The organism is Telluria sp. ZT3P39 (assembly GCF_059685935.1).
In genome coordinates this window covers 69,232-83,185 of sequence record NZ_JCASIH010000019.1, presented here as the reverse complement: position 1 = coordinate 83,185, position 13,954 = coordinate 69,232, and the positions used below count along the sequence as shown (strand labels likewise).

General features: G+C 66.0%; 10 protein-coding genes. All 10 read left to right on the top strand.

Features of this window, described 5'->3' with window-relative positions; genetic code table 11:
- The first annotated feature begins 97 nt into the window (after positions 1-97).
- Complete coding sequence (locus tag AC56LR_RS16720) at positions 98-565, top strand: cyanophycin metabolism-associated DUF1854 family protein (RefSeq protein WP_497131948.1); 468 nt, start codon at positions 98-100, stop codon at positions 563-565.
- 96 nt (positions 566-661) lie between these two features.
- Positions 662-1,198 carry a pyridoxamine 5'-phosphate oxidase family protein gene (locus tag AC56LR_RS16715; protein WP_497131947.1) on the top strand — a complete coding sequence of 179 codons (537 nt, stop codon included), beginning with the start codon at positions 662-664 and terminating at the stop codon, positions 1,196-1,198.
- Positions 1,199-1,214: 16 nt separating this feature from the next.
- Entirely contained in the window at positions 1,215-2,474 is a 1,260-nt protein-coding gene (locus tag AC56LR_RS16710; RefSeq protein WP_497131946.1) for a glycosyltransferase, read from the top strand.
- Positions 2,475-2,551: 77 nt separating this feature from the next.
- The gene (locus tag AC56LR_RS16705) at positions 2,552-5,146 is read left to right on the top strand and encodes an excinuclease ABC subunit UvrA (protein ID WP_497131945.1); all 2,595 of its coding nucleotides are present in this window, start codon (positions 2,552-2,554) and stop codon (positions 5,144-5,146) included.
- Between the two features lie 104 nt (positions 5,147-5,250).
- Positions 5,251-8,718, top strand: coding sequence for a response regulator (locus AC56LR_RS16700; protein ID WP_497131944.1), 3,468 nt, complete (start codon positions 5,251-5,253; stop codon positions 8,716-8,718).
- A gap of 56 nt (positions 8,719-8,774) precedes the next feature.
- Positions 8,775-9,566, top strand: a complete 792-nt coding sequence (locus AC56LR_RS16695) for a CheR family methyltransferase (RefSeq protein ID WP_497131949.1) — start codon at positions 8,775-8,777, stop codon at positions 9,564-9,566.
- Positions 9,563-10,168, top strand: coding sequence for a chemotaxis protein CheB (locus AC56LR_RS16690; protein ID WP_497131943.1), 606 nt, complete (start codon positions 9,563-9,565; stop codon positions 10,166-10,168). Before AC56LR_RS16695 ends, AC56LR_RS16690 begins: the two co-directional genes overlap by 4 nt.
- Positions 10,165-11,373, top strand: coding sequence for a hybrid sensor histidine kinase/response regulator (locus AC56LR_RS16685; RefSeq protein ID WP_497131942.1), 1,209 nt, complete (start codon positions 10,165-10,167; stop codon positions 11,371-11,373). Before AC56LR_RS16690 ends, AC56LR_RS16685 begins: the two co-directional genes overlap by 4 nt.
- Before the next feature lie 343 nt (positions 11,374-11,716).
- Complete coding sequence (gene ahpC / locus AC56LR_RS16680; RefSeq protein ID WP_497131941.1) at positions 11,717-12,280, top strand: alkyl hydroperoxide reductase subunit C; 564 nt, start codon at positions 11,717-11,719, stop codon at positions 12,278-12,280.
- An 88-nt stretch (positions 12,281-12,368) separates the two neighbouring features.
- Entirely contained in the window at positions 12,369-13,949 is a 1,581-nt protein-coding gene (ahpF, locus tag AC56LR_RS16675; protein WP_497131940.1) for an alkyl hydroperoxide reductase subunit F, read from the top strand.
- Positions 13,950-13,954 lie beyond the last annotated feature (5 nt).

Genomic DNA, 13,954 nt, shown 5'->3' with positions numbered 1-13,954 from the left:
CCACGACGACCTGATGGCGCGCGAAGGCGCCTACCACCGCCTCTACGAAGCGCAGGCGCGCAACGTGGACCAGGATCCAGACGACAAGGACGACTAAATGACGACCAATTTTCAACTACGCCGCGACAGTTTCGGCAAGCTGGTGCTCACCACGGCTGAAGGTGAAGAGATTGTGGGCGTCATTCCGGTGCGCGCCTTCCCGATCCAGGCGCCGACCCGCGGCATTTCCCTGGTGCGCGACGGCGGCAAGGAAGCGGCCTGGATCGACGACCTCGCCGAGCTGCCGGAACAGATGCGCAGCCTGGTGCAGGAAGAAATCGAGGGCCGCGAATTCATCCCCGAGATTTTGCACATCAAGGACGTGTCGAGCTTCGCCACGCCCTGCACCTGGTATGTGAAGACCGACCGCGGCGACACCGAGTTCGTGCTGAAAGTGGACGAAGACATCCGCCGCGTCGGCGAAGCTTCGCTGCTGGTGTCGGACAGCCACGGCATCAACTTCCTGGTGCGCGACATGTTCCACATCGACAAGCACACGCGCAAGATCCTCGACCGCTTCCTGTAGCCGCTTGCGGCGGCGCGAATGTTCGCGGTCCCACAGACGCGCCGCCCGATCGCCGCTAGAGTCCTCCCATCGGCCACACCGGCCAGGGGAGACATCATGGATTCAATCAACCGCAACCAGCCCGAACTCAACCGCCGCGACCTGCATGGCGTCGATGCCGTCGAATGTCTCAAGGACATCGTCGACGACGCCAAATCCTGCTTCTTCACCACCCAGGGCGGCATCGGCCCGAGCCGCGGCATGCGCCCGATGAGCGTGCGCGAGATCGACGACGCCGGCCAGTTGTGGTTCCTGAGCGCCAGCGACAGCCACAAGAACGCCGAAATCGCCGCCAACCCGGCAGTGAAGCTCTATTTCCAGAAATGCACGCATTCCGGTTTCGTCGAAGTCGACGGCTATGCCGAGGTGCTGACCGACCGCGCGCGCATCAAGGAACTGTGGAACTTCATGCTCAAGACCTGGTTCACCGAAGGCGAGGACGATCCGCGCATCACCGCGATCCGCGTGATTCCACGCCAGGGCTACTACTGGGACAACAAGCACGGCGATGCGGTTGCCGGCGCCAAGATCGTGGTCGGCGCGGTGCTCGGCAAGACGCTGGACGATTCGATTGAAGGCAGGCTGAGTTTCTAAGCGGCGACATCGCCCCATGAACGCGCCGCCGCTTCACTTCGTGGTGGTCACCATCGGCTCGGCGGGCGACCTGTTCCCCTTCATGCGGATGGCGCTGGCATTGGGCGAGGCCGGGCAGCGCGTCACCCTGCTGGGGGCCGAGCAGCACGCCCCCTATGTGGCGCAGGCCGGGCTGGCCTTCCACGGCCTGCCGGCGGACGAAGCGGTGCTCGACCATCCCGACCTGTGGCATCCGACGCGCGGCCTGGCCGTCGTCTGGCGTGCGACGCGCCCGGCCATGGCGCAGCTCCCGGCCTTCATCGCCGGTTTGCCGCCCGGCGAACGCGTGGTGCTGCTGGTCCATCCACTGGCCCTGCCGGAAGCGGACCTGTGCCGCACACTGCGGCCCGGTCTGAAAATCGCGGCGGCCTACCTGGCGCCCTCGAACCTGCCGACGGTGCACGATCCGCTCATGCTCGGCCCCTGGCCGGTGCCGCGCTGGGTGCCGCTGGGTGCGCGCCGCTGGCTGTGGCGCCGCATCGGCAATGCGCTCATCAACCCGGTGGCGCTGCCAGATGTGAACGCGGCGCGCAGTCGGCATGGCCTGGCGCCCGTAAGCGACCTGATCGGCCACATCGTGGCCGTGCCCGACCTGTCGCTCACCCTGTTCCCCGAATGGTTCGCCCCGACCCAGCCGGATTGGCCGCAGCCTTTGGTTCGCGGCGACTTTCCCCTGTACGACCCGGCGCCGGATGCGCAGCTCGCCCCCGGGATCGCCCGCTTCATCGAAGAGGGCGCACCGCCGGTCGTCTTCACGCCGGGTACCGGCAACCGCCAGGCCGCGCATTACTTCCGCTGTGCGCTGGAGGCCTCGGCCAGGCTCGGTCTGCGGGCGATCTGCTTGAGCCCGCACCGCGCGCAGCTGCCGGCCCACCTGCCGTCGCCGGTGATGTGGCAGGACTACGTGCCGCTGCGCGTGCTGCTGCCGCACGTGGCCGCGCTGGTGCATCACGGCGGCATCGGCACCATGGCCGAAGCCCTGCGCGCCGGCACGCCCCAGCTGGTCGTGCCGCTGGCGCACGACCAGTTCGACAACGCGGCGCGGGCGGAAAGGCTCGGCGTCGGCGCCAGCCTGCACGCGGCGCGCCTGAATCCGGCACGCCTGGCGGCGGCGCTGCGCCGGGTGACCGGGGCGGACGTCGCCGTGCGGGCAAAGGAGGCCAGCGCCCGGTTTCGCGGGCCGGACGGCGTCGCTCAGGTGCGCGACCGCCTGCTGGCCCTCGCAGGAGCGCCATAGCGCTACTGTTCGTGAGCGCACCGTCAGCGTGGCTGGAGGGCACCACAATGGCCCATCGACCATGAGGATGGGATGGCATGCGCAACAAAGACAAAGGGCTGCCCGCCACCGGCGAAGGCCAGAATGGCTACGTCCGGGTGCGCGGCGCCAGAGAACACAACCTGAAGAACGTCGACGTCGACATCCCGCGCGGCGCGCTGGTGGTGTTCACCGGCGTGTCCGGCTCCGGTAAATCCTCGCTGGCCTTCGGCACGCTGTACGCGGAAGCCCAGCGGCGCTACCTCGAATCGGTCTCGCCCTATGCGCGCCGGCTGTTCCACCAGATGCCGGTGCCGGAAGTCGACGAGATCGAAGGCCTGCCGCCGGCCGTCGCCCTGCAGCAGCAGCGCGGCTCGCCCACCGCCCGCTCCTCGGTCGGCAGCGTCAGCACCTTGTCGAACTCCCTGCGCATGCTGTACTCGCGCGCCGGCGACTATCCGCCGGGGCAAGAGCTGCTGTACGCCGAGTCGTTCTCGCCGAATACCCCGGAAGGCGCCTGCACCCAGTGCTCGGGCCTGGGCCGCGTCTACGAAGTCACCGAGCAGTCGCTGGTGCCGGACGATACCCTCACCATCCGCGAGCGCGCCGTGGCGGCCTGGCCGCCAGCCTGGCATGGCCAGAACCTGCGCGACATCCTGGTGACGATGGGCTATGACGTCGATACCCCCTGGCGCGAGCTGCCGAAAAAGGACCGCGACTGGATTTTGTTTACCGACGAGACGCCGTCCGTTCCCGTGTACGCCGGCCTCACGCCCAAGGAAACCAAGGCGGCGCTCCGGCGCAAGGAGACGCCCAGCTACCAGGGCACCTTCACCGGCGCGCGCCGCTACGTGCTGCAGACCTTTGCCAATACCGAGAGCGCGTCCATGAAAAAGCGCGTCGCGCGCTACATGGTCAGTACAGAATGTCCGCTCTGCCGCGGCAAGCGGCTGCGCCAGGAAGCGCTGTCGGTCACCTTTGCCGGCATGGACATCACCGAGCTGTCGCGCACGCCGCTGGCGCGGCTGAGTGAACTCATGCAGCCGTATGCCGCCGGCGAGGCCCTGAAGGACAAGCGCCGCGCCAAGGAGCATCCCGAGCAGATGATCGTCACCCAGCGCATTGCGCAAGACCTGTGCGCGAGACTTGGGGTGCTGCTCGACCTGGGCCTGGGCTACCTGGCGCTGGAGCGCAGCACGCCGACCCTGTCGCCGGGCGAGCTGCAACGCCTGCGCCTGGCCACCCAGGTGCGCTCGAACCTGTTCGGCGTCGTGTACGTGCTGGACGAGCCCTCGGCCGGCCTGCACCCGGCCGACACCGAGGCCTTGCTCGACGCGCTGGCCCAGTTGAAAAGCGCGGGCAACTCGCTGTTCGTGGTCGAGCATGCGCTGGACGTGATCCGCCAGGCCGACTGGATCGTCGATGTCGGCCCGGCCGCGGGCGAGAAGGGCGGCCAGGTGTTATATAGCGGCGCACCGGCCGGCCTGAAACAGGTGGCCGCCTCGCAGACGCGCAGCTACCTGTTCGACGAATTGCCGCTGGCGCCGCGCACCCCGCGCGAGCCCACCGGCTGGCTGCGGCTGGAAGGCGTCACGCGCAACAACCTCAACCAGCTCGACGCCGAGTTTCCGCTCGGGGTATTGAGCGCGGTGACGGGCGTATCCGGCTCCGGCAAATCGAGCCTGGTCAGCCAGGTGCTGGTCGAGCTGGTGGCCCAGGCACTTGGCCATCCCGCACCCGACCAGGATGCGGGCGAGGGCGAGGAGCCCGGGCTGGAGCAAGAGGCGGCGCTGCCGCTGGAAGGCCGCATCGTCTCTGGCATGGAAGGCGTGCGCCGCATGGTGCGGGTCGACCAGAAGCCCATCGGCCGCACCCCGCGCTCGAACCTGGCCACCTATACCGGCCTGTTCGACGGCGTGCGCAAGCTGTTCGCGGCCACGCCGGATGCCAAAAAACGCCGCTACGACGCCGGGCGCTTCTCGTTCAATGTGGCCAAGGGCCGCTGCGAGCACTGCGCCGGCGAAGGTTTCGTGATGGTCGAGCTGCTGTTCCTGCCCAGCGTGTATGCGCCATGCCCGACCTGCGAAGGGGCGCGCTACAACGCGAAGACGCTGGAAGTGACCTACCGCGGCCGCAACATCGCTCAGGTGCTGGGCATGACCGTGGGGGAGGCGATCGACTTCTTCGAAGGCGAACCGCTGGTCGGGCGCGCGCTCGAAGTGCTGCGCGAAGTCGGGCTCGACTACCTGCGCCTGGGCCAGCCGGCCACCGAGCTGTCGGGCGGCGAGGCGCAGCGCATCAAGCTGGCCTCCGAGTTGCAGCGGGCCGGCCGCGGCAACACCTTGTACGTGCTGGACGAGCCGACCACCGGCCTGCATCCGCGCGATGCCGACCGCCTGGTGGTGCAGCTCAACCGCCTGGTCGACGCGGGCAACACGGTCATCGTGGTCGAGCACACGATGCGGGTGGTGGCGGGCTGCGACTGGGTGATCGACGTGGGGCCGGGGGCGGGCGACATGGGCGGCACCGTGGTCTGCGCCGGGCCGCCGGCCGAAGTGGCTGCCTGCAAGGCGAGCCGGACGGCGCCTTATCTTGCGGCCCACCTGGCGGCGCGGCCCAAAGGAAAGCAGGCCCCGCAGGTGGCAAGGAAATGATTTTCATAATGACAATATCTGTGTCAGATTAACATTCAATTGTGCGAATGGAATTTCAGCAATGCATTAGACTTAGGATATTTTTCTCCTAACATTCCCTACGCATGCCCGGCTCATCCATCGATAATTCGCAGTTCCGCCGCATCCTGACGCGCAACGTCGCCTTGCCCCTGGCAATGAGCGTCGTCACGGCCGTGGTGTTCGTAGGCATCATCGCCTACCTGATCAATGTCCTGAACTGGGTCGAGCACTCGGAACGCGTGATCGGCAACGCCCAGGAGGTGAGCAAGCTGTCCGCCGAGATGGAGACGGGCCTGCGCGGCTACCTGATCGCCAACGACGAGGCATTCCTGTCTCCCTACATGCTGGCGCGCCGCCGCATGCAGGACGGCTTGCAGGACTTGGCGCGGCTCGTCTCGGACAATCAGGTGCAGACCGATCGAGTGCGTCGGATCCAGTCGGTGCAGACCCAGTGGGACCAGTTCGCCACCGAGATGATCGCCCTGCGGCGCGAGGACGGCGATTTCGTCGGGCCTGTGCGCGCCGGACGCGGCAAGACCCTCACCGACGACGTGCGCCGCACCTTCGAGCAGTTCCTCGATCTCGAACGCCGCCTGCTGCAGGAGCGTAACGAGCAGGCGCGCCGCGTCACGACCTGGTCGGTGGTCAGCTTCCTGGCGCTCAGCCTCCTGGTCGGCATCGGCCTGGCCCTGTTCGGCCGCCGCCAGCTGGTGTCCCTGTCGGATTCGTACCAGGAGACGCTCGAGCACGAGGCCGAGCATAACGCCCAACTGCGCCATCAGGACTGGCTGCGCTCCGGCCAGGCCGAGCTGGCAGCGCTGAGCACCGGCATCCACACGCTCGAGCCGCTGGCCGACGTGGTATTGCGGCATGTGACCGGCTACCTGGACGGCGTCGTGGCAGCCATGTATTCGCATGGCGAGGACGGCGTGCTGCGCCGGATCGGCGCCTATGGCTTCGCCTACGATGCAGCCGACGACGCGCAGGTGCTGATGCTGCGCGATTCGCTGGCCGGCCGCGCCGTGCTGGAAAACCGCATCCTGGTCGTGAAGGACCTGCCGGCCGGTTACATCAAGGTGGCAACGAGCCTGGGCGAGTCCGCGCCGCGCGAACTGCTGATCGCGCCGGTCCACAACCACGGCAAGATCAAGGGCGTGATCGAGATCGGCTTCCTGCATCCGGTGGGAGCGCGCGACCGCGAGTTCATGGAACTGGTCGCCCCGGCGATCGGCGCCTCGGTGGCCTCGGTGCTGTACCGCCTGCGCCTGCAGCATGCGCTGGAAGAAACCCAGACCCTGAACGAGGAACTGCAGGTGCAGCAGGAAGAGCTGCGCACCGCCAACGAGGAACTCGAAGAGCAGTCGCGCGCGCTGGAAGAATCGCAGTCGGCGCTGGAGAACCAGCAGTCGGAACTGCGCGCCACCAACGACCAGCTGGCCGAGCAGGCGCTCAACCTGGACATGAAGAACGCTTCCTTGAGCAGCGCCCAGGAGCAGCTGCGCGAGCGCGCGCTGGAACTGGAGCGCGCCAGCCGTTATAAATCCGAGTTCCTCGCCAATATGTCGCACGAGCTGCGCACGCCGCTCAACAGCTCGCTGATCCTGGCCAAGCTCCTGTCCGACAACGTACCGGGCAACCTGAACGAGGAGCAGGTGCGCTTCGCCCAGACCATCTACTCGGCCGGCAACGACCTGCTGCACCTGATTAACGACATTCTCGACATCTCGAAGGTCGAAGCCGGCAAGCTCGAACTGGTGCCGGAAGACGTGCCGCTGCGCCGCATGGTCGAGGGCATGGCCCGCACCTTCGAGGCGCTGGCGCGCCAGAAGGCGCTCGACTTCTCCGTGACGGTCGAGGCCAGCGTGCCGGCGACCATCGTCACCGACCGCCAGCGCGTCGAGCAGATCCTGAAGAACCTGATGTCGAACGCGGTGAAGTTCACCGACGCCGGCGCCGTCAACATGCTTGTCTCGGTCACGCCCGAAGGCTGGGTGCAGTTCGCCGTGCGCGATTCCGGCATCGGCATTCCGCAAGAACAGCAGGACAAGATTTTCGACGCCTTCCACCAGGCCGACGGCACCACCAGCCGCCGCTTCGGCGGCACCGGCCTGGGACTGTCGATCTCGCGCGACCTGACCAACCTGCTGGGCGGCAGCCTGACGGTGGCAAGCGTGCCGGGCGAGGGCAGCCTGTTTACCCTGAGCCTGCCGCGCAACGGCACTGTAGCGGCCAGCCCGCCGCCGCCCACGGTGCAGGCGCCGCAGGCCTTCCAGCCGGTGCAGCAGGCGCCCGCACCGTCCGCTCCGGCAGCCGATGGAGCGCCGGCCGCAAGCTTCGCGGACGATCGCGACCAGCCCACCGAGGGCGCGCGTACCGTGCTGGTGGTCGAGGACGACCCCGAGTTCGCCCGCATCCTGTTCGAACTGGCGCACGAACTCGATTACCGCTGCCTGGTGGCGCTGACCGCCGGCGAAGGCCTGGCGCTGGCCGCCAGCCAGAAACCGGACGCCGTGCTGCTCGACATCCGCCTGCCGGACGGCTCGGGCCTGTCGGTGCTGCAGCAACTGAAGGACAACCCGGCCACCCGCCACATCCCGGTGCACATCGTGTCGAGCATCGAGAACGGTGGCGAAGCCCTGCACCTGGGCGCGATCGGCTATGCGCTCAAGCCTACCTCGCGCGAGCAGCTCGAGGAAGTGTTCCGCAAGCTGCAGGAAAAGTCGTCGCAGAAGATCAAGCGCGTGCTGCTGGTGGAGGACGACGAGCGCCAGCGCGACAGCGTGGTCAAGCTCATCGCCGATGCCGACGTCGAGATCAATGCGGTCGGCACCGGCGGCGAAGCCCTCGAGCTGCTGCACAAGCAGATCTACGACTGCATGATCATCGACCTGAAGCTGCCCGACATGCAGGGCAGGGAGCTGCTCGAGCGCATGTCGCACGAAGAGCTGTGCTCCTTCCCGCCGGTGATCGTCTACACCGGGCGCAACCTGACGCGCGACGAGGAGACCGAGCTGCTCAAGTATTCGCGCTCGATCATCATCAAGGGCGCGCGCTCGCCCGAGCGCCTGCTCGACGAAGTCACGCTGTTCCTGCACAAGGTGGAAAGCGAGCTGTCGTCCGAGCGCCAGAGCATGCTGAAAACCGTGCGTGGGCGCGACCGCGTGTTCGAAGGCCGCACCATCCTGCTGGTGGACGACGACGTGCGCAACGTGTTTGCGCTCACCAGCGCGCTGGAGTCGCGCGGCGCCAAGGTCGAAGTAGGCCGCAACGGCTTCGAAGCGATCGCCAGGCTCGACGAAGTGCCGGGCATCGACCTGGTGCTGATGGACGTGATGATGCCCGGGATGGACGGGCTGGAAGCGACGGGTCGCATCCGCGCGGACGGGCGTTTCGACCGCCTGCCGATCATCGCGATCACGGCCAAGGCCATGAAGGACGACCAGGAGCAGTGCCTGGCCGCCGGAGCGAACGATTACCTGGCCAAGCCGATCGACCTGAGCCGCCTGTATTCGCTGCTGCGGGTGTGGATGCCGGCACTGGAGCGGATTTGAGTATTTCCGACAACCTGCCGGCGACGCCGCCGGACGATTTCGACATCGAGCTGAAAATGCTGGTGGAAGCGGTCTACCTGAAGTACAACTACGACTTCCGGGACTACACCGGCGCCTCGCAGAAGCGCCGCATCCTGGTGGCGATGCGCGAGATGGATTGCGCGACCGTATCAAGTCTTCAGGCGAAGGTGATGCACGAGCCGGACGGCTTTGCCCAGCTGCTGCAATACCTGACCATTCCCGTGACCGAGATGTTCCGCGACCCGGACTACTGGACCGCCATCCGCGAGCAGGTCGTGCCCTTCCTCAAGACCTACCCGTCGCTCAAGCTCTGGGTGGCCGGCTGCAGCACCGGCGAAGAGGTGTATTCGCTGGCGATTTTGCTGCAGGAAGAAGGCCTGCTCGAGCGCGCCATCATCTACGCCACCGACATCAACCCGGAATCGCTGGAAGCGGCGCGGCGCGGGGTGTTCGCGCTCGATCGCATGCGCCTGTACACCGTGAACTACCAGAAGGCCGGCGGCAAGCAGGCCTTCTCGGATTACTACACGGCCGCCTACGACGGCGCCCTGTTCAACCGCGTGCTGATCGAGAACGTGACCTTCGCCGACCACAGCCTGGCCACCGACAGCGTGTTTTCGGAAACCCATTTCGTCAGCTGCCGCAACGTGCTGATCTACTTCAACCGCCGCCTGCAGGACCGCGTGCTGGGGCTGTTCCACGATTCGCTGTGCTACCGCGGCTTCCTGGGCCTGGGCAGCAAGGAGAGCATCGATTTCTCGGCCTATGCCGACCGTTTCGACGTGCTGGCCAAGCGCGAGCGCCTGTTCCGCAAGGGGATGCTGTGAGCGTCTCCGAACAGGTGAGGAAAGCGCTGGCCGGGCGCCGCATCGAACTGGTGGTGATCGGCGGCTCGGCCGGCGGCGTCGATGCCCTGGTCGGGCTGCTGCCGGCGCTGACCGAGCGCTTTCGTTCGGCGGTGGTATGCATCCTGCACGTGCCGGCCGACCGCGAGAGCCGGCTGGCCGAGCTGTTCGACCTGCGCACGGGCCTGCCGGCGCGCGAGGCGCGCGACAAGGAAACGGTCGAACCCGGCGTCATCTTCTTCGCCGGTTCGGGCTATCATCTGTCGGTGGAACGCGATCGGACCTTTTCCCTGAGCTGTGAACCCCCGGTGCAGTTCGCGCGCCCGGCGATCGACCTCTTGATGGAATCGGCCGCCGATGCCTATGGTCCGGCGCTGGCCGGCATCCTGCTCACCGGCGCCAACCACGATGGCGCCGAGGGCATGCGCCGGATCCGTGAGCGCGGCGGGCTGACGGTGGTGCAGGACCCGGGCGAGGCCCAGGCCAGCGCCATGCCGGTCGAGGCCATCCGGCGCTGCGCGCCGCATCTCGTGCTGCCCCTGTCCGGTATCCGGGCATTGCTTCCCCTGTTGGAGACCCCATGAGCGTCCATGACCCTAGCAAACTCCTGATCGTCGACGACCTTCCGGAAAACCTGCGCGCCCTCGACGCCCTGATCCGCGGCGAAGAGCGCCTCACGTTCCAGGCCTCGTCCGGCGAGGCGGCGCTGGCGCTGATGCTCGAGCACGAGTTCGCGCTGGCCATCCTCGACGTGCAGATGCCGGACATGGACGGCTTCGAGCTGGCCGAAATGATGCGCTCGACCTCGCGCACCCGCGACATCCCGATCGTGTTCGTCTCGGCCGCGGGGCGCGAACTCAATTACGCTTTCAAGGGCTACGAGACCGGCGCGGTGGATTTCCTGTACAAGCCGCTCGACCCGGACGCCGTGCGCAGCAAGGTGAACGTGTTCGTCACGCTCGACCAGCAGCGCCGCGAGATGCGGCGCCAGATGGCCGCGCTCGAGCGCAGCCGCCAGGAGCAGGAAACCCTGTTGCGCGAACTGAACCAGACCCAGGAAGAACTGCAGCGCTCGCTGCGCATGCGCGACGAATTCATGTCGCTGGTCGCGCACGAGCTGCGCACGCCTCTGAACACCCTGTTCCTGGAAGCGCAGATGCGCAGCCTGCAGCTCAAGCGCGGCACGCTGGCCACCATCGGGCCCGAGCAGTTCGACGCCATGATCAAACGCGACGAGCGCCAGATCAAGGCCATGATCCGCCTGATCGACGACATGCTCGACGTCTCGCGCATGCGCAGCGGCCAGCTCTCGATCCGCCCCAACCAGGTCGAGCTCATGGACCTGCTCGGGCGTATCGTCAGCGACCTGTCGCTGCAGGCCGCCGCCACCGGCAGCACGCTGTCGCTGCGCGAGCACCATCCGGTGCAGGGCTGCTGGGACGAGTTCCGCATCGAGCAGGTGGTGGTCAACCTGCTGACCAATGCCATGCGCTATGGCGGCGGCGGACCGGTCGAGGTCAGCGTGCAGTACAGCGGCGACGTGGTGCGCATCGACGTGCGTGACGAGGGCAAGGGCATCTCCCCCGGCGACCTGGATCGCATTTTCGAGCCGTATGAGCGCGGTGCGCGCAATGGCGAGCCGAAGGGGCTGGGCCTGGGGCTGTACATCTCGCGCCAGCTGGCCATGTCGCATGGGGGCGAGCTGCGGGTCACTAGCCGGCCGGGCGAGGGATCGACGTTTACGCTGGTGCTGCCGTGTTGTGAGCAGACGGAAGCGGCAACCGCTTGACTTCGTAGGGTGGCCGGCTTCGCCGGCCGCGCGTTCAACAGGCTCATGATCTGCCGCGACGACTACTCCCCCGTGATTTGAACGCGCGGGCAAGGTAGTTCAGGCCAATGGCCTGAACTACGAATTGCCCACCCTACGAGCAGCAGGCCAATCGGCCTATCGAAGCACCGGCTTGCACCCCGCTGTCAATTCGTCCACACTGCTCGCCTATGTTTGTTATGACTTCGGTCAAACCTGTCTGATAGTCAAAATCTATAACGAGCATCGAATCAATCAATTTCACAATAGACGAGCAGGGCAGTACACTGGCGTCTATCAAATTCAACCCCAAACAGGAGATTACATGTCCCTCATCAATACCCAGATCAAGCCATTCAAGGCAACCGCATTCGCCAACGGCAAGTTCATCGATCTGACCGAAGAAAACTTCAAGGGCACTTGGTCGGTTGTCATGTTCTACCCGGCTGACTTCACCTTCGTTTGCCCGACCGAACTCGAAGACCTGGCTGCATTCCAGCCTGAATTCGCCAAGATGGGCGTGAACGTGTACGGCGTGTCGACCGACAGCCACTTCGCGCACAAGGCATGGTTCGACACCTCGGAAGCCATCAAGAAGGTCAACTACCCGCTGATCGGCGACCCGACCGGCGCCATGTCGCGCAATTTCGAAGTCATGATCGAAGAAGAAGGCATGGCGCTGCGCGGTACCTTCGTGATCAATCCGGAAGGCCAGATCAAGATCATGGAAGTGCACGACAACGGCATCGGCCGCGACGCATCGGAACTGATGCGCAAAGTGAAGGCTGCCCAGTACGTCGCTTCGCACCCAGGCGAAGTCTGCCCGGCCAAGTGGACCGAAGGCGCCGAAACCCTGACCCCGTCGCTGGACCTGGTCGGCAAGATCTAAATCAGTAGTCGGGTAGTACCTGCCGGGCCGCTGCGGCGGCCCGCTTGTTTTCCAACGTCCTATTCACCGCCAATCAAGGAAAAACACCATGCTGGACGCAACCCTCAAGAAGCAGTTGCAAGCCTATCTGGAAAAAGTGGTGCAGCCGATTGAGCTCGTTGCATCGCTGGATGATTCGCCGAAAGCGCGCGAAATGGATGAACTGCTCCGCGAAATCGCCGCGTTGAGCGACAAGATCACCGTGCGCGAAAGCAGCGATGCGAACGAGCGCAAGCCGTCCTTCGCCATCAACCGCGTCGGCACCGATATCGGCGTGCGTTTCGCCGGCATCCCGCTCGGCCACGAATTCTCGTCGCTGGTGCTGGCCCTGCTGCAGGTGGGCGGCCACCCGATCAAGCTGGACGCCGCTGTCATCGAGCAGATCAGGAACCTGGAAGGCGACTACGTCTTCGAGACCTTCATCTCGCTGTCCTGTCACAACTGCCCGGAAGTCGTCCAGGCGCTGAACTCGATGGCGGTGATCAACCCGCGCATCAAGGTCGTCGCCATCGATGGCGGCGTGTTCAAGGGCGAAGTCGAAGCGCGCCAGATCATGGCGGTACCGATGATGTTCCTGAACGGCCAGCACTTCGGCCAGGGCCGCACCAGCGTGGAAGAGATCCTGGCCAGGATCGACACCAATGCCGGCGCCCGCAAGGCTGCCGAACTGAATAAAAAAGACCCGTTCGACGTGCTGATCGTCGGCGGCGGGCCTGCCGGCGCGGCCGCGGCCATCTATGCCGCCCGCAAGGGCATCCGCACCGGCGTGCTGTCCGACCGCTTCGGCGGCCAGGTGCTGGACACCCTCGCCATCGAGAACTTCGTCTCGATGAAGGAAACCGACGGCCCGAAATTTGCCGTCGCCCTGGAAGAACACGTCAAGCACTACGAAGTCGACATCATGAATACCCAGCGCGCCACCAGGCTGGTCGAGGGCAAGCTGATCGAAGTGCATACCGAAAGCGGTGCGGTGCTGCAGTCGAAGTCGGTGATCATCGCCACCGGCGCCCGCTGGCGCGAAATCAACGTGCCGGGCGAGAAGGAATACCGCAACCACGGAGTGGCCTACTGCCCGCACTGCGACGGTCCGCTGTTCAAGGGCAAGCGCGTGGCCGTGATCGGCGGCGGCAATTCGGGCGTGGAAGCGGCGATCGACCTCGCCGGCATTGTCAAGGAAGTCACCCTGATCGAGTTCGGCGCCGAGCTGCGCGCCGATGCCGTCCTGCAGCGCAAGTTGTACTCGCTGAAGAACGTCACCGTGATCAAGTCGGCCCAGACCCTCGAGGTGCATGGCGACGGCAAGATCGTGGGCGGCCTGTCCTACAAGGACCGCAACAGCGGCGAGGTCAAGCGGATCGACCTGGAAGGCGTCTTCGTGCAGATCGGCCTGGTGCCGAACGCGGAGTGGCTCAAGGGGACGATGGAGCTGTCGGCGCACGGCGAGATCGAAGTGGACGTGCGCGGCATGACCTCGATCCCGGGCGTATTTGCCGCGGGCGACGTCACTACGGTGCCGTTCAAGCAGATCGTGATCGCGGTGGGCGAGGGCGCCAAGGCTTCGCTGGCGGCTTTTGATTACCTGATGCGTCAGCCGGTGGAAGAAGAAACCCGGGAAGCGAAAGCTGCCTGATCGGA